Source organism: Pseudoduganella sp. GW821-FHT11H04, assembly GCF_058807935.1.
In genome coordinates, this window is sequence record NZ_JBXARE010000003.1 from 162,774 (window position 1) to 187,980 (window position 25,207).

Genomic DNA, 25,207 nt, shown 5'->3' on the forward strand with positions numbered 1-25,207 from the left:
ATGATCCTCTCTTACGCTGCGATTGCTTGAGTTTCCGCTTCGATCGCGGCGTTATCTGCCATTTCCACCAGAGCGCGTTTGTACTCGCTCGGGAACACTTTGACGAACTTGGAACGGCTCTCGTTCCAGTTGTCCAGCAACAGGCGCGCGCGCGTGCTGCCGGTGTGTTTGAAGTGGCGTTCAATCAGGCGTTTGAGGATGGTTTCGTCGGCCTCCGGCTCGCCATTGCGATGCTGGCTGTGCCAGGTGGCTTTGTCGACCAGCTGGTCGGCTGCCGCCTTCACGTCTTCCAGGCTTACCATGGACATATTGCACTTGCTGTGGAATTCGCCGTCCGGGTCGTACACGTAGGCGATACCGCCCGACATGCCCGCCGCGAAGTTACGGCCGGTGGCGCCCAGCACGACCACGGTACCGCCGGTCATGTATTCGCAACCGTGGTCACCAAGGCCTTCCACGATCGCGGTGGCGCCGGAGTTACGCACGGCGAAACGCTCGCCGGCCACGCCGTTGATGAAGGCTTCGCCGGCAACCGCGCCGTACATCACGGTGTTACCAACGATGATGTTGTTCACAGCCCAGCCGCGGAACTCGGTGTTCGGACGCACGATTATGCGGCCGCCCGACAGGCCCTTGCCCACGTAGTCGTTGCCTTCGCCCACCAAGTCGATGGTGATGCCCGCTGCCAGGAAGGCTGCAGCCGACTGGCCAGCGGTGCCTTGCAGCTGGATGTGGATGGTGTCGTCCGGCAGGCCGGCGTGGCCGTATTTCAGGGCCACTTCGCCCGACAGCATGGTGCCGACGGTGCGATTGACGTTCTTCACCGGCGAGATGAAGGAGACGCGCTCGCCTTTTTCCAGCGCTGGCTTGGCTTGTGCGATCAGCTTCAGGTCCAGTGCCTTGTCCAGGCCGTGGTCCTGTTCTTCGGTGTGGTAAACCAGCTTGCCGTCGTCCACTTTCGGCTGGTAGAAGACATTGCTGAAGTCCAGGCCCTGTGCCTTCCAGTGGGTGATGGCTTTCGACTTGTCCAGCAGGTCGGCGCGGCCAATCAGTTCGTCGAAGGTGCGGATACCCAGTTGCGCCATCAGCTGGCGGGCTTCTTCAGCGACGAAGAAGAAGTAGTTCACCACGTGTTCTGGCTTGCCCTGGAACTTCTTGCGCAGTTCCGGATCTTGCGTCGCAACGCCGACCGGGCAGGTGTTCAGGTGGCACTTGCGCATCATGATGCAGCCTTCCACCACCAGCGGTGCGGTGGCGAAGCCCACTTCGTCGGCGCCCAGCAGGGCGGCGATCACCACGTCGCGGCCGGTACGCATCTGGCCGTCGGCCTGTACACGCACACGGCTACGCAGGCCGTTCAGCACCAGGGTTTGCTGGGTTTCGGACAGGCCCAGTTCCCATGGGGTACCGGCGTGCTTGACGGAGGACAGCGGCGAAGCGCCGGTGCCGCCGTCATGGCCGGCCACCACGATGTGGTCAGCCTTGGCTTTCGACACACCGGCAGCCACGGTACCGATACCGACTTCCGACACCAGCTTGACCGAGATCGAAGCGCGCGGGTTGGCGTTCTTCAGGTCGTGGATCAGCTGCGCCAGGTCTTCGATCGAGTAGATGTCGTGGTGCGGTGGCGGCGAGATCAGGCCCACGCCCGGTACCGAGAAGCGCAGCTGCGCAATGTACTCGGACACTTTGTGGCCCGGCAGCTGGCCGCCTTCGCCCGGCTTAGCGCCCTGCGCCATCTTGATCTGGATCTGATCGGCGGAATTCAGGTACTCCGCGGTCACGCCGAAGCGGCCGGATGCTACCTGCTTGATGCGCGAACGCAGCGAGTCGCCTTCCTGCAGCGGGATATCCGATTCGATCTGGTCTTTGCCGAGTTCGGAAGCCAGGGTGGCGCCGACCTTGATCGGAATGCCTTTCAGTTCGTTCGAATAACGGCGTGGATCTTCGCCGCCTTCGCCGGTGTTGGACTTGCCGCCGATACGGTTCATGGCGATGGCCAGGGTGGCGTGGGCTTCGGTCGAGATCGAGCCCAGCGACATTGCACCGGTCGCGAAACGCTTGACGATTTCCTTGGCCGGTTCCACTTCGTCCAGCGGGATCGCCTTGGTCGGGTCGATCTTGAACTCGAACAGGCCGCGCAGCGTCAGGTGGCGCTTGGTCTGGTCGTTGATCAGCTGTGCGTACTCTTTATAGGTCGAGTAGTTGTTGGAACGGGTCGAGTGCTGCAGTTTGGCGATGGCGTCCGGGGTCCACAGGTGGTCTTCGCCGCGCACGCGGTAGGCGTATTCGCCGCCGGCGTCCAGCTGGTCGGCCAGGACAGGATCATCGCTGAAGGCCAGCTTGTGCAGGCGCAGGCCTTCCTCAGCCACTTCGAACAGGCCGATACCTTCCACGTTCGACTGGGTGCCGCGGAAGTATTTGTCGACCAGTTGGCGGTTCAGGCCAACGGCTTCGAAGATCTGCGCGCCGCAGTAGGACATATAGGTCGAGATGCCCATCTTGGACATGACCTTCATCAGGCCCTTGCCCACTGCCTTGGTGTAGTTGTAGATCGCCTTCTCTGGAGTCAGGTCGCCTGGCAGCGAGTGCGCCAGTTCGGCCAGGGTTTCCATTGCCAGGTATGGGTGCACGGCTTCCGCACCGTAGCCGCCCAGCAGGGCGAAGTGGTGGGTTTCGCGGGCCGAGCCGGTTTCCACCACCAGGCCGGTGGAGGCGCGCAGGCCCTTGCTCACCAGGTGCAGGTGAATGGTCGAGGTAGCCAGCAGGGCTGGGATCGCGACGCGGTCAGGGCCGACGCTGCGGTCGGACAGGATCAGGATGTTGTGACCGGATTTGACGGCGTCCACGGCTTCCGCGCACAGCGATGCCAGCGACGCTTCGACGCCTTCCTTGCCCCAGGCCAGCGGGTAGCAGATGCTCAGTTCATAGGACTTGAACTTGCCGCCGGTGTGCTGGCTGATGCTGCGCAGGCGCGCGATGTCATCAAAGCCCAGCACCGGCTGTGCCACTTCAAGGCGCATTGGCGGGTTGACGTTGTTGGTATCCAGCAGGTTCGGCTTAGGGCCGATGAAGGACACCAGCGACATCACCATCGCTTCGCGGATCGGGTCGATCGGCGGGTTGGTCACCTGTGCGAACAGCTGCTTGAAGTAGTTATACAGCGGCTTCAGTTTGTTGGAAGTGACGGCCAGCGGCGAGTCGTTACCCATCGAGCCGATGGCTTCTTCGCCATTGATCGCCATTGGCGCCAGGATGAAGCGCATGTCTTCCTGGGTATAGCCGAATACTTGCTGGCGGTCGAGCAGGGAAGCGCTCTGCTTCTCACCGTTGGCCGGGCCGTATTTCGCCACGTTGCCGGCGGTCTGGCTTTCGCTCATTTTCAGCTCGCCAAGCTTGATGCGCACGGCGTTGATCCATGCCTTGTATGGCTTGGCGTTGGCGTAGGTGTCTTTCAGTTCCTTGTCGTCGATGATGCGGCCGGCCTCCAGGTCGATCAGGAACATCTTGCCTGGCTGCAGGCGCCATTTTTGGATGATCTTCGATTCCGGGATTGGCAGCACGCCGGATTCGGACGCCATCACCACCAGGTCGTCGTCGGTCACAATGTAACGGGCAGGGCGCAGGCCATTGCGGTCCAGGGTACCGCCGATGTAGCGGCCGTCGGTGAAGGCCATGGCGGCCGGGCCGTCCCATGGTTCCATCATCGATGCGTAATATTCGTAGAAGGCCTTGCGGTTGTCGTCCATCAGCGTGTGGTTTTCCCACGCTTCAGGAATCATCATCATCATCGCTTGTGCCAGCGGATAGCCTGCCATCAGCAGCAGTTCCAGCGCGTTGTCGAAGCAAGCGGTGTCGGACTGGCCTTCATAGATCAGCGGGAACAGCTTCTGCAGGTCGTCGCCCAGCACGGCCGACTTCATCACGCCTTCGCGGGCGCGCATCCAGTTGAAGTTGCCCTTCACAGTGTTGATCTCGCCGTTGTGCGCGATCAGGCGGTACGGGTGGGCCAGCGGCCACTCAGGGAAGGTATTGGTCGAGAAACGCTGGTGGACCAGCGCCAGCGCGGAGATGCAGCGCGGGTCCTGCAGGTCCTTGTAGTACACGCCGACCTGGTCAGCCAGCAGCAGGCCTTTGTATACGACGGTACGTGCCGACATGGACGGCACGAAGAATTCTTTACCGTGGATGAGCTTCAGCGCCTGGATCGCGTGGCCCGACGATTTGCGGATCACGTACAGCTTGCGTTCCAGCGCGTCAGTCACCATCACATCCTGGCCGCGGCCGATGAAGATCTGGCGGATGACTGGTTCTTTTTCGCGGACGCGCGGCGACATCGGCATCTCGCAGTCGACCGGCACGTTACGCCAGCCCAGCACGACCTGGCCTTCGATGCGCACGGCGCGCTCGATTTCCTGTTCGCAAGCGATACGGGAAGCGTTTTCTTTTGGCAGGAAGACCATGCCGACGCCGTATTCGCCTGGCGGCGGCAGCTCGACGCCTTGCTTGGCCATCTCATCGCGGTAGAACTGGTCAGGAATCTGGATCAGGATGCCTGCGCCGTCGCCCATCAGTTTGTCGGCACCGACCGCGCCCCGGTGGTCGATATTTTTCAGGATCATCAAACCCTGTTCGACGATCGAGTGGCTCTTGTTGCCTTTGATGTGGGCGACGAAACCGACGCCACAGGCGTCATGTTCGTTGGCTGGGTTGTACAAACCTTGCGCTTGCATGCGATTCTCCGCTGAATTTTTGGTCACGAAAATCCAGAGTAATGCAGTGCACAAATTCTCGCAAGAAAAATAAATAGGGTCGGTGTCGAATTAAATCATCGACAGTCGCTCTGAAATTTAATTGGGGACAGAGTGATGCCAAAACCGGTAATTCAGTGTCAGACCCGCAGGGTCTGACACTTGGCCTGCGTCCGCCGCATCAGGAAGGTGCCTGACCCTGCGGGTCAGGCGGGTACGGCCCCCCCGGCCGGTTTACCGGTTTTGGCTGGCCGCCCGCGCTTAGCCGGCAATACCTGCCGTTTCATACGCCGCTCCAGCTCAGCCTTCCACTTGTCACTACCCAGAGGCCAGCCCTTGAGCGCCGCGCTCTCGATCGCCCGCGTCTCCGCCCCACCCAACCCCTGCGCCGCCAGTTCTATATAGGCAGCCTCCCGCTGGAACGGCGTATTCCCCAACCCCCAGTACAGGGGATGGTCGGTCACTGCCCCATCCGGACGGATCCCGGCATGGTGCGGGTAGCTCGACCACTCATAATGTTCCGGCCCTTCAGCCAACCGCGCCCGCACGGCAGCGAATTCGATGTATTTAGAGCAAGAAATGAAGAAGCGCTCAGCCTCAATCACCGAAGTCTTATAGCGCCCCTGCCATAAAGTCCCGGCGCGGGAGTACTTTTGGTTGAAATAAGGGACATAGTGCCGCCCGATCCATTGCATCATGCCACCCAAGCCTTCTTCATCGCTTGGCGAGGCTAAAAGATGCAATTCGCCCGGCAAAAGGGTGTAGGCGTGCACCGCCACCTTGTATTGGCGGGCGGCGGCGCGCATCCAGGCGATAAAACTGCTGAAATCTTCATCATCCTGGAAAACCTGCTGGCCATTCAGGCCGCGCTGGATGATGTAATGAGGCTGGTTGGGAACGACGAGTCGGGGCAAACGGGCCATAAAAGCAAAAAGGGTAGGATCGGGAAACCCCGATTCTACCCAGATTGCATGACTCTGTCCCTTTTAAGAGAGATTGAAGCTGGCGGACAGGCTATAGCCCTCGCCATAGGCCGAACGCAGGGGTAAATCCTGGCCCAGGCCGCTACGCGCTTTTTTGCGTAAACGATACACGAGCATGTCGACGCGGCGGCCGGCATCCGGGTCATCGCCGCCGATACCGGCCACGATCACCTGGCGCGGCACGGGACGGGTGTTAATGGTCAGCAAGTGCAGGAAATTGCACTCTTTCTCGGTCAGGGTAATCGCCTGGCCCTGCAGTTCCAGCTGGCGGGCGGAAACCTTCAGGGTCCACTTGCTCGGCACGGGAATCGCTTCCTGCGGGCCAACACGGCGGTCCAGCGCCTCGATGTGGGCAGCCAGTTCCGGGAATTTGATTGGCTTGGTCAGGTAATGGTCCGCGCCCAGGCGCAGGCCCATGATGCGGGAATCGAAGGCCACGCGGCCGGTCAGCACCAGCAAACCAATCTGTGGATAGAGCTGGCGCATGCGCGGGATGACATTGAAGCCATCCTCGTCCGGCAAGCCCAGGTCGAGTACAACTACGCCCACGGTGCCCTGGCTGAGGGCGGACCACATTTCTTGAGCGTTATTGGTAGTATGAACTACGTGGCCAAGCTCAGCCAGGAAATCCGCCATCTCTTCGGCGTACTCCAGGTTGTCTTCCACGATCAGTATTTGCGTCATTGATGCGCCATTTTCCATTCTGTCGCAAGCCGGGGTTTGGGGCTTGCGTCAAAGAATTATCACCATGTGTCACGGGCTGCGCAACCCTTAAGCAGCGATAGGGAGCCAAATCCGAAATTTCTTGCCGCTTTCAGGCAAATTTTCCACAGAAAGCGTGCCGCCGTGAACCTCTACAACATTTTTGGCCATATATAGGCCGAGGCCGGAACCGGCTTGCCCTGCGGCAGCCTTGCCTCGGTAACCCTTGTCGAAGAGTTTGCCTAGCTCATCATCCGGAACGTGGGCGCCGCGATCTATGACGAAAAGTTCTATCCCGCCTTCGCTAGCCTTCCTTCCCTGTAATTCTATCGCAACGTTATCATTTGTGTACTTGAGGGCATTATCTAAAAGTATGTCCAGGCACAAACGCATGCCTTGCGGATCGCAACGCATCCATTGCGGCAAGCCTTCCGCACGTACGGTGATGCCAGCACGGCGTTGGCGTGCTTGCTCGGCGGCCGTTTCCAGCAAGGCTTCCGGCGAAACTTCATCGGGCTGGCGCTTGCGGCCGATGCTGGCCAGGCGCTCCGGACTCAGGTACTCGTTGATCAGCTCCAGCAAGCGGTCAACTGCGGTCTGGATTTTGCGATAACGCTTCTTGGTGTTTTCGTCGGCGTTCTGCGACGTCATTTCCAAGCGCTGGATGGCGCCATCGATCGTCGACAGTGGCGTGCGGAATTCATGCGACACCATGGAGGCGAATTTCTTTTGCTGCTTTTCGCGTTCGATTCGGTCGCGGATGTCGCGCACGGTGCCGACCAGGCGCAGCGCGCCGCTCGCGACATCGGGCACCAGGGTCGATTCGATTTCCACCGGGATCAGCACGCCATCGCCGCCCACCAGCTCGGCTTCGCGCACGGTGTGGCGCCGCGTGCCATCTCCGGAGGTGAACGCTTCCAACCGTTCGAACAGATCGCCCATCAGGCTTTCGGCTACCTGCTGGGCAAGCTCGGGCACATAGCCGAACAGCTGCTCGGCGGAAGGGCTGACGTAGAGGAGCTGGCCACTATCGCAGTCCAGCATCCAATGTACGTCACTACTGTGGTCCAGGATCTGGCGATAGTGTTCTGCACTCAGCATGCGGAAATCCTTAGTCCTGTAATGGGGCGAAGATTTGTTGCAAGTCTTCCTGTGTCAAAGCCATCTTCTGCGATTCGCCTTCGGCCAGCACGGATTGCGCCAGGTCCGATTTTTTCTGCTGCAGCAGCTGGATCTTTTCTTCCAGCGTGCCTTTGGCGATCAGCTTGTAGACGAACACCGGCTTGTCCTGGCCGATACGCCAGGCGCGGTCGGTGGCCTGGTTTTCAGCGGCCGGGTTCCACCATGGGTCATAGTGGATCACAGTGTCGGCCGCGGTCAGGTTCAGGCCCACACCGCCTGCTTTCAGCGAGATCAGGAAGATCGGCACCGCGCCTTGCTGGAAGGCCGCTACCTGGGCCCCGCGGTCGCGCGTTTCGCCTGTCAGCAGGGCGTACGGGATGTCGCGCGCTTCCAGCTCTTCCTCGATCAGTTCCAGCATCGAGGTGAATTGCGAGAACACCAGGATCTTGCGCTTTTCTTCCAGCAGGTCTTCCACCATCTGCATCAGGTCGACCAGCTTGGCCGAACCGGTCGTGGCGGCTTTCTTGGTGCTCTTAACAAGGCGCGGGTCGCAGCAGACCTGGCGCAGCTTGAGCAGCGCTTCAAGGATCACGATCTGGGAGCGTGCTACGCCCTTGCGGTCGATCTCGTCACGCACTTTCTGGTCCATGGCCAAGCGCACGGTTTCGTATAGGTCGCGCTGGGCGCCCGACAGTTCCACCTTGCGCACCATCTCGGTCTTCGGCGGCAGTTCTTTGGCCACGCTGTCCTTGGTACGGCGTACCAGGAAAGGCTTGATGCGCCGGTTCAGCAGCATGCGGCGCTGCGGATCGTCCTGGCGTTCGATCGGATGGCGGAAGTTGCTGTTGAAAGTTTTCTCATCGCCCAGCAAGCCAGGCAGCAGGAAGTGGAATTGCGACCACAGCTCGCCCAAGTGGTTTTCCAGCGGCGTGCCGGACAGGCACAGGCGGTGGCGTGCGCGCAGCAAGCCGGCGCTCTGTGCAGCCTTGGAGCGGGTGTTCTTGATGTAGTGCGACTCGTCCAGGATCACCAGGTGGAAATCATGCTCGCGCAGTTTTTCCTCGTCGCGCGGCAGCAGCGCATAGGTGGTCAGCACCAGGTCGACTTTCGGAATTTCGTCGAACAGTTCGGCGCGGTCTTTACCTTGCAACAGCAGCACTTTCAGGCCAGGCGCGAAGCGGGCGGTTTCGTCCTGCCAGTTGTTCATCAGGCTGGTAGGCGCGATGACGAGGGCTGGGTGATCGAGACGGCCGGCCTCCTTCTCCACCAGGATGTGGGCGATGGTTTGCACCGTCTTACCCAGGCCCATATCGTCGGCCAGGATGCCGCCGAAGTTGTACTCACGCAGGAACTGCATCCAGCTCAAGCCGTCAGTCTGGTAGTCGCGCAGGGTAGCCCGCAGGCCAGCCGGGGTCGGCACGCGCTTCACCGACGAGAATTGGTTCAGCTTGTGGCCCATTTCGCGCAGTTCTTCGCCGCCGGTCCACTGGAATTCGACATTGCGCGCCAGCTCATCCAGACGCGCGGCGTCCAGCGAGGACATGCGCACCGAGTGGCGGATTTTTTCGCTGAAGTAGAGCTCGCCAATCGTGGCCAGGATAGGACGCAGGCGGTTCCATGGCAGGGCCACGCGAGTGCCTTCCGGCAGTACGGCCAGCATCTGGTCCGCTTCGCCATGCACGGCCAGTGCTTTCGGGCTGAAATCGTTCGGGAAGTTGCGGATCATCTGCACCAGCACCGGCAGCAGAGGCACGCGCTCGCCGTTCACGGTGATGCCCAGCTCCAGGTCGAACCAGGCGTTGCCGTTGTCGGTGGTTTCTTCCTCGACTTCGGCATACCACTCCTCCACCACCACCATATCGTAGCGGTACTTCGGCGACTTCTCGACGCGCCAGCCGGCAGCCTCCAGTTCGACAATGCCGGACTCGGCAAAGCGGATCCAGTCGGCCTGGTTGGCCAGTAGCAGGCCACCGCGCACGCTCGACAGCGGCAGGGCGGTCGGCTTCTTGAAGCCAAGCTGGGTCAGGGTTTCCAGTGCGGCTGTTTCAGCAGTTTCATCGCGCTGGATGATCTCGGTCACGTCGCCGCGCTGGCGCACCACGCGCTGTGACGGGTCGAAGGAAACCCGCTCGCCATCGTAGTCGTAGGACAGCACGGCGTAATCGTTCCAGCGCTGCATGGTGCCATCGGCCAGCTGCGCGGAATCGAGCACGAGGATAGGACGCGGCTTGACGTCGGTGCGCACGCGCTGCGGCAGCGGCTGTGGCAACGGCATCAGCTGTTGCAAGCCATGCGCCAGCAGCAGCTGGGACACGCGCATCTTGTCGTTTGGCATCAGCAGCGGTGCCTGCGCCACCAGGGCTTGCAGGTCAGCCAGCGGGATGGTGGTGCCGCCCTGGTTCAGTTGCAGGACGCCGGTGGACAGGTTATCGATGTACCACGGCGGCTCGGTCGGCAGCATGTAGTCGATCTGGTCGGCGCCGTGGTGCTTAGGGCCCTCTGGCACGTCGACTTGCCATCCAAGGCGCAGGCCCTTGCCTTCTTCGCGCCAGGCCAGGCTGGCAATGCGAATATCGCCTGACTTCATCGGGTAGACCAGGCCATTGCCGACATCCGACCAGGAGTTGGCCCACAGCAGCTTGTCTTGTTCCGACAACATTTGCAGAAGTGCCGCACCAATCTTGCCGCGCGGCTCAGTCGCGCTACCGGTCTGCGAATTGGGGCCGCTACGCATGGCCACGAAGAAGCGCACCAGGTCTTCATCGCCCGGCGCCAGGAAAGCCGGCGGAGCGGAGAGCAGGGAGAACACTTCGCTGACCGGGCTGGCCGCAGCCACGTCGCCGTTCGGCTTCAGGCGCGCCTTGTACAGGCAGAGCGCAACATGGCGTCCGCCGCTGGTGGGCGCCAGCACGTAAATCAGTTTGTAGTTAGTCTGTTTCGGGTCGATTTCGACCGGGGCCAGTTTAGGCTTGGGATGCGCGGCTGCATCCACCCTCTGCAACCACGTCGCCACAGCATAGGGAAGCTGGTTAGGTGGAGCGGCAGGTGCGGGGGCCGGTGCGACTGGAGTTTCGCGGGCTTCGTCGCGGGTAATATCCATTGGGCGCATTCTTTTAAATCAGCGGTTCAAAAACAGCAACATGCAATATTATCCGCCTTCTACAGTTTCGTGTTTGTGAAAATCCTAACTTAGTGCAACTACAAGTTAGACGGACAACATTAACTAATTAATAATAATCGATTCTGTGGCGGGTTGGCGATGCGGCGTTGTATGATTTCGGCCTTCACAGTTTGGAAACACCGTCATGCTGCCTTCTATCGAACAACGCCTCGCCGTCGAACTGGCCGCCAAGCCGGTCCAGGTCGCCGCCGCCATCGCCCTGCTGGACGAAGGCGCCACCGTACCGTTTATCGCCCGCTACCGTAAGGAAGCGACCGGCGGGCTGGACGACACCCAGCTGCGCAACCTCGAAGAGCGCCTGCGCTACCTGCGCGAACTGGAAGACCGCCGCGAAGCGATCGTCAATTCGATTACCGAGCAAGGCAAGATGACGCCGGAGCTGCTAGATGCGGTCATGCACGCAGAGGACAAGACCCGTCTGGAAGACCTTTACCTGCCATACAAACTAAAACGCCGCACCAAGGCCCAGATCGCTATCGAAGCCGGCCTGGCTCCGCTGGCCGAGGCTCTGCTGGGTGATCCAAGCCTGAATCCGGACGAACAAGCCGCCGGCTACCTGCGCGAAGCCTTCGAAACCGCCGACGGCAAGAATCCTGGTGTTGCCGATGCGAAAGCCGCACTGGATGGCGCCCGCCAGATCCTGATGGAACGCTTCGCGGAAGACGCCACCCTGCTGCAATCGCTGCGCGAATATGTTCAAGATCATGGCGTAGTTGAGTCCAAAGTTGTTGACGGAAAGCAAGAGGAGGGCGAAAAGTTCGCCGATTACTTCGATTACTCGGAGCCGCTGGCCGCCGTCCCTTCCCACCGCGCCCTTGCACTGTTGCGCGGACGCCGCGAAGGCATGCTGGACGTGACCCTGCGCCTGGATACGGAAGAAGAAAAACCGAAGTGGGATGCCCCGCATAACCCATGCGAAAGCCGCATTTCGGCCCGTTTCGGCATCAAACAAGCCGGCCGCCCAGCCGACAAATGGCTGGCCGACACCGTGCGCTGGACCTGGCGCGTGAAGTCTTTCATGCACCTGGAAACCGAACTGATGGGCGCCCTGCGCGAAAAAGCCGAGCTGGACGCCATCAATGTATTCGCTACCAACTTGAAAGCCTTGCTGCTGGCAGCGCCAGCCGGGCCGCGCGCCACCATGGGCCTGGACCCTGGCCTGCGCACCGGCGTGAAGGTTGCCGTGGTCGACGCCACTGGCAAGGTTGTGGATACCTCCACCATTTATCCACACCAGCCGCGCAATGACTGGCACGGTTCGCTGCACACCCTGTCGCAACTGGCCGCCAAGCACAATGTGTCGCTGGTTTCGATCGGCAACGGCACCGCCTCGCGCGAAACCGACAAGCTGGCGCAGGACCTGATCAAGCAGTGCCCTGAGCTGAAGCTGACCAAGATCGTGGTCTCCGAAGCCGGCGCATCGGTGTACTCGGCTTCCGAATACGCTTCGCGCGAACTGCCGGAACTGGACGTGTCGCTACGCGGCGCAGTCTCGATTGCACGCCGCCTGCAAGACCCGCTGGCCGAGCTGGTGAAGATCGATCCAAAGTCGATCGGCGTTGGCCAGTACCAGCACGACGTATCGCAAACCCAGCTGGCGCGTTCGCTGGATGCCGTGGTTGAGGATTGCGTAAACGCCGTCGGCGTGGACGTAAACACCGCATCGGCCCCGCTGCTGGCGCGCGTTTCCGGCCTATCCGCCAGCGTGGCGCAGAGCATCGTGACCTACCGCGACATGAAGGGCGCCTTCGCCTCCCGCGCCGCGCTGAAAAATGTGCCACGCCTGGGCGACAAGACCTTCGAACAAGCCGCCGGCTTCCTGCGCGTGATGGGCGGCGAAAACCCGCTGGACGCGTCCGCAGTCCACCCGGAATCCTACCCGCTGGTCGAAAAAATCCTGGCCGACATCCAGAAGGATGTGCGCGGCGTGATCGGCGAGAGCAAGCTGCTGAAATCCCTGTCGCCGGCTAAGTATGCCGACGAAAAATTCGGCGTGCCGACCGTGACCGACATCATCAAGGAACTGGAAAAGCCGGGCCGCGACCCGCGTCCTGAGTTCACCACCGCCACCTTCAAGGAAGGCGTGGAAGAAATCAGCGACCTGCGCGTGGACATGATCCTGGAAGGCGTGGTGACGAACGTGGCCGCCTTCGGCGCCTTCGTCGACATCGGCGTGCACCAGGACGGCCTGGTCCACATTTCCGCCCTGTCGAACACCTTCGTCAAAGACCCGCACACGGTGGTGAAGGCAGGCCAGGTGGTGAAAGTGAAAGTGCTGGAAGTGGACGTGAAGCGCAAGCGTATCGCCCTGACCATGCGCCTGAGCGACAGCGCCCCGGCCGCCGGATCGCGCCCTGAACAGCGCGGCGACCGCAACGACCGCCGCGCCATGGGCCAGCAGCAGAAGCAGCAATCGCGCGAGCCGGCCCAGCAAGGCTCGATGGCCGCGGCCTTCGCCAAGCTGCGCGGCTAAAACCGGTGCCAGGTCTGTCATTTGGACAGACAGAGTACTTCTTTGATCTATCTCAATACGAGAAAAGTGGACAAATCCCGTATTGAGGTAGATCAAATGTTGGCGCTAGCTGTCCGATTGACAGACCTGGCACCGAATTTGGCACCGAATTTCAAATCTGCCGCAGGCGGCGCCAGATGCCCATTGAGGCGAATGCGGAAAGCGAAATGCTGAAGAGCGACAGGCCGAATACGCCGACGGCGATCTGGCTGCCGGCCTGCATATCCTGCCAGAGACCGCGGTCCAGCAGGACCATTGGCAGCAGCGACAGTCCTGGAATGATGGTCAGGAGCAGGTTGCGGTATTTGGCGACCTGGGAAGCACGGTCGGTGAAGATTTCGGGCTGCGTCCCTGGACCGGCCAGCTTGCGCCAGCACATCCAGCTCCCCGCCACTTCACCGACCAGCTCCCAGCCCGCATCGCGGAACAGCTGGCGGTAATCACCCTTGCCGCCGCTGATCTTGAAATCCCAGCGGTAGACGTAGTCGGCGGGCGCGCCCTGCTCGAAACGGTGCAGCAGTCCCAGCGAATCCATGCTGCGCAAGTGAAGGCCCTGGCGCGATTGCGCAGCCAGCCATTCTTCGTGTTCGCGGTCCTGCCAGGCCCACCACCACTTCCATACCCTCTTCATGCCGCCCTCCCGAGCTTGAGCGCCGCGTGGGCGCTTTGCACCATGATCTCCAGCCGGCGCACCTGCTCCGCCAGCACTTGCCTGCCCAGGTCGGTCAGCGCGTAGATCTTGCGCCGCTCCTCTTCCGCCACCTTGGCGATCAGTTTCTGCTTTTCCAGTGTGTTGAAGGCGCCGTACATGGTGCCGGGACCGATCGTGACCGCGCCGCCACTCATGGCTTCCACCTTTTGCATGATGGCGTAGCCGTGGGACGGTTCGGTCAGGGCCGCCAGCATGTAGAAGCTGGCCTCCGACAAGGGCAGGTATTTTGAGTAATCCATATATCGAATAGCGCTATATCGAGTGTCGATATAGTGGCATCGATTCATGACCTGTGTCAACAGGCACACTGCTGTTTCGCGGTAAAATGGCGGGATTCCAATCCTTAGCAGTGAGAATGCAATGAGCGACGTACAAACCTGGATCAAAGAAACCGTGACCAACACCCCTGTCGTGCTGTTCATGAAGGGCACCGCCCAGTTCCCACAGTGCGGTTTTTCTGGCCGAGCCATCCAGATCCTGAAAGCTTGCGGCGTTGAGAACATCGCCACCGTGAACGTGCTGGACGACGCGGAAGTGCGCCAAGGCATCAAGGAATACTCGAACTGGCCAACCATCCCGCAGCTGTATGTACGCGGCGAGTTCATCGGCGGCTCCGACATCATGTCCGAGATGTACGAATCCGGCGAACTGAAGGCCCTGCTGGACAACAATGGCTGATCGCCCGCAGCGGCTGGTCATTGCCATCACTGGCGCCACTGGCGCCGTGTACGGCGTGCGGCTGCTGCAGCACCTCCGCAATATTTCCGGCGTGGAGACACATTTGGTGATCTCCGACGCCGCAGTCCTCACCCTCCACCAGGAAACCGGCCTGCAGCGCAAGGAAGTCGAAGCGCTGGCCCACGTCGTCCACAAGCAGAACAATATTGGCGCCTCCATCGCCAGCGGCTCCTTCCAGGCCGACGGCATGGTGATTGCCCCCTGCTCGATGAAAACCCTGGCTTCGGTCGCGCACGGCCTGTCCGACAACCTGATCGCCCGTGCCGCTGACGTCATGCTGAAAGAGCGCCGCCGCTTGATACTGATGGTGCGCGAGACGCCTTTAAATCTTGCGCATTTACGAAACATGACGGCCGTGACTGAAATGGGCGGCATTATTTTTCCGCCATTGCCAAGTTTTTACCACCAGCCGAAAACCATCGATGAAATGGTGGACCACACGGTCGCCCGCGTGATCGATTTATTCGGCATATGTCACAATCTGGCCCCACGCTGGAATGGTATGAACCCTTGAAAACATGCGCTTTTACGGGCTAATGTATCAAGACTGTTACAAAGTGGTATGGTCGTTTGTGACATGGCAGGACGCCATTCGGATTGCGCTAAATGCATGATTTCAGCATCCAGGCAGGGCGCGCCGGGAGCCGGCGCGCTATGTAAAACTCGCATCTGAAACCGGCCCTATTTGCCGCGCTTTGCGCAGGACAAATAGTGCCGAAATGTTACTTTTGGTAGTTGACCCTGACCAGCATGCGAATAAATTCGCGCGCGATTTGCTTGTGATGGTCGTCGAGACGTTGCAAATCAGCGATCAATTTCACGTCTGCCGACTCAAAGCGGGCCAGGCTACTGCCATTCGTATCACCGTTATGATGCTCGATTTCGGCTCCGCCAAAGCGTAGCCACTCAGCAGGAACGCCCAGCCACTGCGCAATCATGCGCAGCTTTTCCTGGGTTGGAATCGCCTCGCCAACCAGCCATTTTCGGGCCGCGTGGACCGTAATCGGTCTGCCCTCAAACCTGATGTTGAACTCGCGCGCCAGCCGGGTAGGGCTGTCCGGAGAATAGTGGGCGTTTTTCAAAGCCTGCTGAAGTCGCTGGCTGAAGCTTTCACGTTCGTTCGAAGAATTCATAGTTGCACTATTTCATGTCACAACATGAATGTCAGTCTCTAGAATCATCAGACCAATTGTGACAATTGTAAATTACAACAATTAACAATTGGCGCTACAGACTGTCCGATTTCCTGCTCTGCCAATCCGAATTTCTTTCGGTCGAATCCGGTGAAAATAGCAGAATCTACTTGTCAGGACGACAAGCAATCGGTTACAACTTTAGAAATAAAGTTGATTTACGACTACAAACCTAGAGGCCGTCTTAGTTGTCGACCGGTCAGCTGGTATTAAGGACTGCCGGTAACTTATTGAGCCTTGATGAATCTTATGATGCCGTCATTGCCGGTATCACGGCGCACGATACCATCTCGCCACAGTTTGTGCAGATGGGCCAGCGCCTCGCCCAGCGCGAAGCTCAGCTGGTGGGCATCCAGCGGGCGGCGGAACATGATGGGCACAATTTCCGCTGCCGAGCGCGACTGGTCGGCGCAGGCGGCCAGCACCTCGGCCAGGCGCGCCTCGTGGTGCTCGCGCAGCTGCTTGGTGCGGGTATGCAGGCCGCGGAACGGGCGGCCGTGGGATGGCAGCACCAGCACGTCATGCGGCAGGCCGGCGAAGCGCTCCAGGGAATCGAGGTATTGCTGCAGCGGGTTCGCCTCCGGCTCAACGGCGAAGACCGACATATTGGTGGAAATGCGCGGCAGGACCATGTCGCCGGAGATCAGCACATTCAGCTGCTCGCAATAGAGGGCGGCATGCTCGGGCGAATGGCCGAAGCCGGTGATCACGCGCCAGCTGCAGTCGCCGGCCGGCACCAGCTGGCCCTCCTGCATGCGCACATAGGACGCCGGCACCGAGGGTACCAGCGAAGGGTAGTAGTTCTTGCGCGAACGCATCTTCTCCAGCATGTCGGGATCGACCAGGCCGTGACGCTCGAAATGCGGCACCGCCGAAGGGCCGTCAACGCCCGGCAGGCCGGCCGACATCATGCGCGCAAAGCCATACTCGCCAGCCGTCATCCACAGCGACACGCCAAAACGCTGGCACAGCCAATCCGCCAGCCCCACATGGTCCGGGTGACAGTGAGTGGCCACTACTCGCTTTAGAGGCTGCGCCGCCAGCGGTCCGGCCAGCACGGCATTCCAGGCCTCCTTGCTGGCATCCAGCGCCACGCCGCAATCGACCACGCTCCAGCCGCCTTCTTCGCGCAGCAGCCACAAGTTGATATGGTCGAGGGCAAAGGGCAGCGGCAAGCGCATCCACGCCACGCCGGACGCGACTTCGAACACCGCGCCGCTGGCCGGCAGGGCGTCGCCAAATGGATAGTCAAGCTGGGATTCGAGCGGGTTCATGGCGTACAATAGATTGACGTTACGTAAACGGAAGATCCATTGTAAGCCATGCCGACCTACACCATCACTGAACTCGCCCGCGAATTCGACATCACCCCGCGCGCTATCCGTTTTTACGAAGACCAGGGCCTCCTGGCGCCTTCGCGCGAAGGGGCCGGCGGCCGCAATCGCGTCTACACGCCGCGTGACCGCACGCGCCTCAAGCTGACCCTGCGCGGCAAGCGCATCGGCCTGTCGCTCAGCGAAATCAAGAGCCTGGTCGACATGTACGAGTCGCCCAAGGACACCGCAGCCCAGATGAACCGCTTCCTGGGCGTGCTGTCCCAGCACCGTGAGACGCTGGAACAACAGCGCGAGGACATCGAAATGTCCCTGCAAGAGATCTCCACCCACGAGGAAGAGTGCAAGCGCCTGCTGGCGGCACTTGCCGAAAAGCAAACAGCAGCCTGAACAACGCTAGTTGACGTTTACGTTAACGTCACTCAGGCGTATCATTTGCGCTTCAACACCTAACTCCAATAGAGGAAGACATGCTCCATCTCCCAGGCCTGACCTTTGACCACGGCGAGGACATCGCCGCCCTGCGCGAAGCGGTACAACAGTTTGCCGCCGCCGAAATCGCACCGCGCGCTGCTGAAATCGACCGTACCGACCAGTTCCCGATGGACCTGTGGCGCAAGATGGGTGAACTGGGCCTGCTGGGCATCACCGTTGGCGAAGAATACGGCGGCGCAAACATGGGCTACCTGGCCCACATCATCTCGATGGAAGAAATTTCCCGCGCTTCCGCTTCCGTCGGCCTGTCCTACGGCGCGCACTCCAACCTGTGCGTCAACCAGATCAAGCGCAACGGCACCGAAGAACAGAAGAAAAAATACCTGCCTAAGCTGATCTCCGGCGAGCACGTGGGTGCGCTGGCCATGTCCGAGCCGAACGCCGGTTCCGACGTGGTGTCGATGAAGCTGCGCGCCGACTTCAAGGGCGACCGCTTCGTACTGAACGGCACCAAGATGTGGATCACCAACGGCCCTGACGCCGACACCCTGGTGGTGTACGCCAAGACCGACCTCGAAGCCGGCCCGAAAGGCATGACCGCCTTCCTGATCGAAAAAGGCTTCAAAGGCTTCTCCATCGCCCAGAAACTGGACAAGCTGGGCATGCGCGGCTCCCACACCGGCGAGCTGGTATTCGAAGACTGCGAAGTGCCGGTCGAGAACGTGCTGGGCGGCCTGGGCAAGGGCGTCAACGTGCTGATGTCCGGCCTGGACTTCGAACGCACCGTGCTGTCCGGCGGCCCGCTGGGCATCATGTCGGCCTGTATGGATGCCGTCGTTCCTTACATCCACGACCGCAAGCAGTTCGGCCAGCCGATCGGCGAATTCCAGCTGATGCAAGGTAAAGTGGCGGACATGTACTCCACCATGATGGCTTGCCGCGCCTACGTCTACGCCGTGGGCCAGGCCTGCGACCGCGCCACCTCCCCTGAGCAAGTGCGCGCACTGCGCAAGGACGCCGCCGGCGCCATCCTGTACTCGGCCGAGAAGGCAACCTGGATGGCTGGCGAAGCAATCCAGACCCTGGGCGGCAATGGCTACATCAACGAGTACCCGGTCGGCCGCCTGTGGCGCGACGCCAAGCTGTACGAAATCGGCGCCGGCACCAGCGAAATCCGCCGCATGCTGATCGGCCGCGAACTGTTCGCCGAAACCAAGTAAGAGGCAGTACCGGGGCCGCCATGATCCACGCTGCCTTCCCAAAGCTGCTGTCGTCGCAAATTGCTTTCGACATCGCGCGGACCATCCGCGAGGGTTTCGACAAGCACTACCGCCTGTTCCGGCAGGCGGCGCAAGCGGCGAAGCGGCATTTTGAGCAGGGCGATTGGGCGGTGGCCCAGGTCGCGGCGCGCGAGCGCATCGACTTTTACGACAAGCGCGTGCAGGAATGCGTGCAAATGCTGGAGGACGAATACGACCCGTCCGAGCTGACCGACGAAGTGTGGCGCGAACTCAAGCTGCACTACATCGGCATGCTGTCCGGCCACAAGCAGCCGGAACTGGCGGAGACCTTCTTCAACTCCGTCTGCTGCAATATCCTGCACCGTTCCTACTTTCACAACGAATTCATTTTCGTGCGGCCGATGGTCTCCACCGAGTACATCGAGACCGAAGACGTGGCGCCGACCTACCGCGTCTACTATCCGGGACGGGACGGCCTGACCTTCACGCTCAAGCGCATCGTCACCAACTTCCAGCTGAACACCCCGTTCGCCAACCTGTCGCGCGATATCGCACTGGTGGAAGAGCGGCTCTCAAGCCTGTTCGGCACATTGGAACCGAATGCGCAGGTGCAGGTGCTATCGAGCCTGTTTTTCCGCAACAAGGGCGCCTACATCGTGGGCAAGGCGATCAACGGCAGCCGCGAGCTGCCCTTTGTGATCCCCATCCTGCACAACAAGAACAAGCAGCTGGTGCTGGACGCGATCCTGACTACCGATGAACACATCGTGACACTGTTCTCGTTCACGCGCGCCTACTTCATGGTCGACATGGAAGTGCCGTCGGCCTACGTACAGTTCCTGCGCAACCTTCTGCCGCGCAAGCCGCGCAGCGAGATCTACACCATCCTCGGCCTGCAGAAGCAAGGCAAGAACGCCTTCTACCGCGACTACCTGCAGCACCTGAAGCACTCCTCCGACCTGTTCGAGATTGCGCCCGGCATCCGCGGCCTGGTGATGCTGGTGTTCGCGCTGCCGTCCTTCCCTTATGTGTTCAAGGTGATCAAGGACTTCTACCCGGCGCCGAAGGAAACTACGCGCGAACATATCAAAGGCCGCTACCTGCTGGTGAAGCACCACGACCGCGTGGGCCGCATGGCCGACACGCTGGAATACTCCAACGTGGCCTTCCCGCGCAACCGCTTCAGCGAAGACCTGGTGAAAGAGCTCAAACACTTCGCCCCATCGCTGGTGGAAGAAGACGGCGAACAGCTGGTGGTCAAGCACCTGTACATCGAGCGCCGCATGGTGCCGCTGAATATGTACCTGTCGCAGGCCGACGAAAGCGGCGACGACGCAGCGCTGGAGCACGGCATTATCGAATACGGCAACGCCATCAAAGACCTGGTGGCGGCCAATATCTTCCCGGGTGACATGCTGTACAAGAACTTCGGCGTCACCCGTCACAAACGTGTCGTTTTCTACGACTACGATGAAATTGAATACATCACGGACTGTCATTTCCGTGTGATTCCGGAACCACGCAACGAGGAAGACGAAATGTCCGCCGAGCCGTGGTACCCGATTGGGAGGCACGACGTGTTCCCCGAGCAGTTCGACAAGTTCTTGCTCGGGAACGCGAAGATTAAAAAATATTTTATGAAGCACCACGCCGACCTGCTCTCCCCACATTGGTGGGCAAAGAAAAAAGAGCTGATCGCCAGTGGCGTCATCGAGGACGTGTTCCCATATCCCCAACACGTCCGATTCAGCAACCGCGATTCGCTGGGCACGTCAGCGAATCAAGTCACTTCTTCCCTTTTGGAGACTTTTGAACATGAATGACCCTATCGTAATCGTCGGCGCAGCCCGTACCCCAATGGGCGCTTTCCAAAGCGACTTCGCCTCCCTGAGCGCAAATGACCTGGGCGCAGTAGCGATCAAAGCCGCCGTTGAACGCGCCGGCATCAAAGCTGAAGACGTCGAACACGTCTACTTCGGCAACTGCCTGATGGCAGGCCAGGGCCAGGCGCCAGCACGCCAGGCATCGATCAAAGCCGGCCTGCCGGTTTCCGCCGGCGCCGTCACCCTGTCGAAAATGTGCGGCTCCGCCATGCAGGCAGCGATCTTCGCCTACGACGCGCTGGCAGCAGGCAGCGCGGAAGTGATCGTGGCAGGCGGCATGGAATCCATGACCAACGCGCCTTACATCATCCCTAAAGCACGCGGCGGCTACCGCATCGGCCACGGCATGATGTTCGACCACATGATGTACGACGGCCTCGAAGACGCATACACCCGCGACGCCAAGACCGGCGCCGGCCGCTCCATGGGCACCTTCGCCGAGCAATGCTCGTCGTCCTACAAGTTCACCCGCGAAGCGCAAGACAGCTTCGCCATCGAATCTGTAAAACGCGCTCAAGCCGCGCAGCAATCGGGCGCCTTCAACTGGGAAATCGCCCCAGTGACCGTATCCACCCGCGCCGGCGACATCGTGATCGAAAAAGACGAAGGCCCACTGAAAGCCAAAGTTGAAAAGATCCCTGCGCTGAAGCCAGCGTTCGCTAAAGACGGCACCATCACCGCCGCATCGTCCTCGTCGATCAACGACGGCGCCGCTGCACTGGTCATGATGCGCGAATCCACCGCCAAGAAGCTGGGCGCCACCGTGATCGCCAAGATCACCGGCCACGCCACCAACTCCCTGGTGCCGGAACAGTTCACCACCGCCCCAGTTGGCGCGATCCAGAAGCTGCTGAACAAGACCGGCTGGAAAGTCAGCGACGTTGACCTGTTCGAGATCAACGAAGCCTTCGCCGTGGTGCCAATGGCCGCCATGCACGACCTGGACATCCCGCACAGCAAAGTGAACGTGCACGGCGGCGCATGCGCCCTAGGCCACCCGATCGGCGCCACCGGCGCGCGCATCATCACCACCCTGATCGGCGCACTGAAAGCCAAAGGCGGCAAGAAGGGCGTTGCAGCACTGTGCATCGGCGGCGGCGAAGCCACCGCGATGGGCATCGAGCTGGTCTAAGCACGATGGCGCTGGCACTCATCATCGGCGCCTCGCGCGGCATCGGCCTGGAACTGGTTCGCCAGTACCGGGCCGACGGCTGGCGCGTGATCGCCACGGCACGCAAGAAAGAAGACGTTGAAATGCTGGCCGCGATGGGTGCCGAAGCCCACAAGCTGGATGTAAACAATGTGGAAGCCGTAGCAGGCCTGGGCTGGAAACTCGACGGCGAAGAGCCCGACGTCGCCATCCTGAACGCCGGCATCTACGGCCCGCGCACCGACGGCTTCCCGATGCAAACCGACTTCGACGCCGTCATGCACACCAATGTGCTGGCAGCGATGCGCCTCTTGCCGATCATCGCCCCGCTAGTCAGCGCGGCGCACGGCAAGCTGGCCGTGATGTCCTCCCGCATGGGTTCACTGACCGAGCGCAATGGCAGCAACGGCTCGCTCTACCGCGCCAGCAAAGCCGCGCTGAACTCAGTGCTGGTCGATATCGCACATCAGCACCCCGGCGCCACCTGCGTCGCGCTGCACCCCGGCTGGGTCCGCACCGACATGGGCGGCGACAGCGCCAGGCTGGCAGTAGAAGACAGCGTAAGCGGCCTGCGCCGCGTCCTGTCCGAGCTACCCGCATCCGAACACCCCGTCTACCGAGACTACGACGGCACACCCATAGGCTGGTAACAGCCGAGCCCGTGTCCCACCATGGGGTCAGACCCCAAGGTGTGACACGGGCCCGGCCGTAGAGAAAGAAAACAATGATCCTCAACGAAGAACACGAAATGATCCGCGACGCGCTGCGCGCGTTTTCGCAGGAGCGCCTGGCGCCCAACGCAGCACGCTGGGATAAGGAACACCACTTCCCGAAAGAAGAGCTGAAAGAGCTGGCAGCACTGGGCGCCTTCGGCGTCGCCGTACCGGAAGAATTGGGCGGCGCGGGCCTGGATTACGTTTCGCTGGCCCTGGTGCTGGAAGAAATCGCAGCCGGCGACGGCGGCACTTCCACCGTCATCTCCGTGAACAACTGCCCTGTGTGCAGCATCGGCATGATGTACGCCAATGAGCAGCAGAAACAGCAATGGCTGCGCCCCCTGGCGCAAGGTGAAATGCTGGGCGCCTTCGCCCTGACCGAGCCGCACACCGGCAGCGATGCCGCCGCCCTGCGCACCACCGCCACGCTGGATGGCGGCGACTACATCATCAACGGCACCAAGCAGTTCATCACCTCCGGCAAGCACGCCGACGTGGCGATCGTGTTCGCGGTGACCGACAAAGCAGCCGGCAAGAAAGGCATCAGCGCCTTCTGGGTACCGACCAATACGCCTGGCTATATCGTGGCCGGCATCGAGCACAAGATGGGCCAGCACTCGTCCGACACCGCGCAAATCCTGTTCGAAAACTGCCGCGTACCGGCAGCGAACATGATCGGCGAGCCAGGCCAGGGCTACAAGATCGCCCTGTCAGGCCTGGAAGGCGGCCGCATCGGCATCGCCTCGCAATCGGTCGGTATGGCGCGCTCCGCGTTTGAAGCGGCACTGAAGTACGCCCGCGAACGCGAATCCTTCGGCAAGCCGATCTTCGAGCACCAGTCGGTGCAGTTCAAGCTGTCGGAAATGGCGATGCAGCTGGAAGCAGCGCGTCAGCTGATCTGGCACGCAGCCTCGCTCAAAGACGCCGGCCAGCCTTGCCTGAAAGAGGCAGCGATGGCCAAGCTGTTCGCCTCCGAGATGGCGGAACGCGTCTGCTCTGACGCGATCCAGATCCACGGCGGCTACGGCTACACCGCCGACTTCCCGGTCGAACGCATCTACCGCGACGTACGCGTGTGCCAGATCTACGAAGGCACGAGCGATATCCAGAAACTGCTGATTGCCCGCGCCTTATAGTGGTGCAAATAGATGACGCCGCCGCGCGGCGGCGTCATTGCTCACCGCAGATTTATGGCTACGATAAATGGCGGTAAGATGTGCCATTCGCGCCGATAGGAATTATTTCCTCCAATATACAAGATGACTTTGGAAGAAATCGCCATTTTGCCACCGTGCGGATAGCCCCACACTACCTTGTGCGTCGCCAAGTCGAAAGAGCTGGTGTCAGGTCTGTCATACGGACACGGACAACGATTCTTTGATAAATATCAAAACGGGAAATCTGCGGAATTCTCGCCTTGATAATTGTCAAATGAGAGCGCTAACTGTCCAATTGACAGACCTGGCACCGACTCATGGCACCGACTCACGGGAGCGGCGAAGCAAAGGCGCATGCATAGTCGACGTGCCAACAAGAGCCGGTGCCAAAGAGCCGGTGCCAGGTCTGTCATTCGGACACGGACAACGATTCTTCAATAAATATCAAAACGGGAAATCTGCGGAATTCTCGCCTTGATAATTGTCAAACGAGAGCGCTAGCAGTCCAAATGACAGACCTGGCACCGGCTGTAACTCACGGAAATCTAACTGAATCTCACTTTTGCGCGAAATATACTTTCGTCCGTTTGTATCGCTTTGTCGGTTTTTAAGTGCAAATGTGCCATCGGCTTGTAGCTCTTATAGAATGTCCGGCACAAGGAGAAAGACATGGTTCAAGTGATGTTGGTGGAAGACGATGCGCGCCTGGCCGAACTGGTCGTGGAGTATCTGGCGGGCTATGAGTTCAAGGTGGATGTGGTGCCGCGTGGCGATGAGGCGCTGCCGCGCTTCCGTGCGACCAATCCCGACGTCGTGGTGCTGGACCTGATGCTGCCGGGGATGGATGGCATGAAGGTAAGCCAGCAGATCCGCGAGGTGAGCGACGTGCCTATCCTGATCATGACGGCGCGTGAGGATTCCTACGACGAGGTGTCGTTGCTGGAACAGGGTGCGGATGACTTTATCAATAAGCCTGTGCAGCCGCGCGTGCTGCTGGCGCGTTTGCGTGCGCTACTGCGTCGCCGCCAGGGTAAGTCGGAGGCGGATCAGTTGATCTTTGGCCAGCTGGCGATTGCGACCAGTGACCGGTCGGTTAGCTGGAAGGGGCAGCATTGCGCGCTTTCCAATACTGAATATAAGTTGTTGCTGGTGCTGGCGGAATCGGCGGGGACTGTGTTGTCGCGTGACGCGCTGCTGAAGACTATGCGGGGGATTGAGTTTGATGGGCTGGATCGGTCTATTGATAATTCGATCTCTAAACTGCGCCGCAAATTCGATGACGTTGACGGGGAAAAGATCAAAACCGTTTGGGGGGAGGGGTATTTGTTCTCGCCGTCGGCTTGGAACTAGAACCTCAAACCCGGTAAACCTGGGTACGGCCCAAGGGCCGGACCCTG

At 60.5% G+C, this 25,207-nt stretch carries 19 protein-coding genes; 10 read left to right on the forward strand and 9 right to left on the reverse strand.

The features are described 5' to 3' along the window. Positions 1 to 11 precede the first annotated feature (11 nt). The 5 genes from AC1RTP_RS07755 to AC1RTP_RS07775 form a co-directional block, all read right to left on the reverse strand. Positions 12 to 4,733: a glutamate synthase-related protein gene (locus AC1RTP_RS07755; protein ID WP_498606099.1), complete on the reverse strand. Its 4,722-nt coding sequence runs from the start codon at positions 4,731 to 4,733 to the stop codon at positions 12 to 14. A gap of 224 nt (positions 4,734 to 4,957) precedes the next feature. After that, positions 4,958 to 5,674: a transposase gene (locus tag AC1RTP_RS07760; RefSeq protein WP_498606101.1), complete on the reverse strand. Its 717-nt coding sequence runs from the start codon at positions 5,672 to 5,674 to the stop codon at positions 4,958 to 4,960. Positions 5,675 to 5,737: 63 nt separating this feature from the next. Beyond that, positions 5,738 to 6,418, reverse strand: a complete 681-nt coding sequence (locus tag AC1RTP_RS07765) for a response regulator transcription factor (RefSeq protein ID WP_055939590.1) — start codon at positions 6,416 to 6,418, stop codon at positions 5,738 to 5,740. Between the two features lie 87 nt (positions 6,419 to 6,505). Further along, the gene (locus AC1RTP_RS07770) at positions 6,506 to 7,537 is read right to left on the reverse strand and encodes a PAS domain-containing sensor histidine kinase (RefSeq protein ID WP_498606103.1); all 1,032 of its coding nucleotides are present in this window, start codon (positions 7,535 to 7,537) and stop codon (positions 6,506 to 6,508) included. Between the two features lie 10 nt (positions 7,538 to 7,547). Then, a complete protein-coding gene (locus AC1RTP_RS07775) occupies positions 7,548 to 10,658 on the reverse strand; it encodes a DEAD/DEAH box helicase (protein ID WP_498606105.1) in 3,111 nt (1,036 codons plus the stop codon). A 205-nt stretch (positions 10,659 to 10,863) separates the two neighbouring features. Between AC1RTP_RS07775 and AC1RTP_RS07780 the strand changes: the two genes are divergently transcribed. Then, positions 10,864 to 13,212, forward strand: coding sequence for a Tex family protein (locus AC1RTP_RS07780; protein ID WP_498606106.1), 2,349 nt, complete (start codon positions 10,864 to 10,866; stop codon positions 13,210 to 13,212). A 151-nt stretch (positions 13,213 to 13,363) separates the two neighbouring features. Here AC1RTP_RS07780 and AC1RTP_RS07785 read toward each other — a convergent pair whose 3' ends face one another. Then, positions 13,364 to 13,882, reverse strand: a complete 519-nt coding sequence (locus AC1RTP_RS07785; protein WP_498606108.1) for a DUF2812 domain-containing protein — start codon at positions 13,880 to 13,882, stop codon at positions 13,364 to 13,366. Next, positions 13,879 to 14,202 carry a PadR family transcriptional regulator gene (locus AC1RTP_RS07790; RefSeq protein WP_498606111.1) on the reverse strand — a complete coding sequence of 108 codons (324 nt, stop codon included), beginning with the start codon at positions 14,200 to 14,202 and terminating at the stop codon, positions 13,879 to 13,881. Before AC1RTP_RS07790 ends, AC1RTP_RS07785 begins: the two co-directional genes overlap by 4 nt. A gap of 121 nt (positions 14,203 to 14,323) precedes the next feature. On the opposite strand from AC1RTP_RS07790, the gene grxD reads away from it, so the two are divergent. Beyond that, positions 14,324 to 14,641 (forward strand): Grx4 family monothiol glutaredoxin, encoded by a 318-nt coding sequence (grxD, locus tag AC1RTP_RS07795; RefSeq protein ID WP_090435811.1) that lies wholly within the window; start codon positions 14,324 to 14,326, stop codon positions 14,639 to 14,641. Further along, positions 14,634 to 15,215 (forward strand): UbiX family flavin prenyltransferase, encoded by a 582-nt coding sequence (locus AC1RTP_RS07800; protein WP_498606113.1) that lies wholly within the window; start codon positions 14,634 to 14,636, stop codon positions 15,213 to 15,215. The genes grxD and AC1RTP_RS07800 overlap by 8 nt, the downstream gene beginning before the upstream one ends. 208 nt (positions 15,216 to 15,423) lie before the next feature. On the opposite strand, the gene AC1RTP_RS07805 is transcribed toward AC1RTP_RS07800, so the two are convergent. Further along, entirely contained in the window at positions 15,424 to 15,834 is a 411-nt protein-coding gene (locus tag AC1RTP_RS07805) for a hypothetical protein (protein WP_055939058.1), read from the reverse strand. 287 nt (positions 15,835 to 16,121) lie between these two features. Then, the gene (locus AC1RTP_RS07810) at positions 16,122 to 17,168 is read right to left on the reverse strand and encodes an MBL fold metallo-hydrolase (protein ID WP_498606116.1); all 1,047 of its coding nucleotides are present in this window, start codon (positions 17,166 to 17,168) and stop codon (positions 16,122 to 16,124) included. Positions 17,169 to 17,216: 48 nt separating this feature from the next. Between AC1RTP_RS07810 and AC1RTP_RS07815 the strand changes: the two genes are divergently transcribed. From AC1RTP_RS07815 to AC1RTP_RS07845, 7 genes are all read left to right on the forward strand, one after another. After that, positions 17,217 to 17,618, forward strand: a complete 402-nt coding sequence (locus tag AC1RTP_RS07815; RefSeq protein WP_498606118.1) for a MerR family transcriptional regulator — start codon at positions 17,217 to 17,219, stop codon at positions 17,616 to 17,618. An 80-nt stretch (positions 17,619 to 17,698) separates the two neighbouring features. After that, complete coding sequence (locus AC1RTP_RS07820; RefSeq protein ID WP_498606120.1) at positions 17,699 to 18,883, forward strand: isovaleryl-CoA dehydrogenase; 1,185 nt, start codon at positions 17,699 to 17,701, stop codon at positions 18,881 to 18,883. Positions 18,884 to 18,903: 20 nt separating this feature from the next. Then, positions 18,904 to 20,727, forward strand: a complete 1,824-nt coding sequence (aceK, locus tag AC1RTP_RS07825) for a bifunctional isocitrate dehydrogenase kinase/phosphatase (protein WP_498606122.1) — start codon at positions 18,904 to 18,906, stop codon at positions 20,725 to 20,727. Next, positions 20,720 to 21,919, forward strand: a complete 1,200-nt coding sequence (locus tag AC1RTP_RS07830; protein ID WP_498606124.1) for an acetyl-CoA C-acyltransferase — start codon at positions 20,720 to 20,722, stop codon at positions 21,917 to 21,919. Before aceK ends, AC1RTP_RS07830 begins: the two co-directional genes overlap by 8 nt. A 5-nt stretch (positions 21,920 to 21,924) precedes the next feature. Then, on the forward strand, positions 21,925 to 22,587 hold the full coding sequence (locus AC1RTP_RS07835) for an SDR family oxidoreductase (protein ID WP_498606126.1): 663 nt from the start codon (positions 21,925 to 21,927) through the stop codon (positions 22,585 to 22,587). Positions 22,588 to 22,661: 74 nt separating this feature from the next. Then, positions 22,662 to 23,789, forward strand: a complete 1,128-nt coding sequence (locus tag AC1RTP_RS07840) for an acyl-CoA dehydrogenase family protein (protein ID WP_498606128.1) — start codon at positions 22,662 to 22,664, stop codon at positions 23,787 to 23,789. 690 nt (positions 23,790 to 24,479) lie between these two features. Continuing rightward, positions 24,480 to 25,160 carry a response regulator gene (locus AC1RTP_RS07845; RefSeq protein ID WP_498606130.1) on the forward strand — a complete coding sequence of 227 codons (681 nt, stop codon included), beginning with the start codon at positions 24,480 to 24,482 and terminating at the stop codon, positions 25,158 to 25,160. Positions 25,161 to 25,207: the final 47 nt, after the last annotated feature.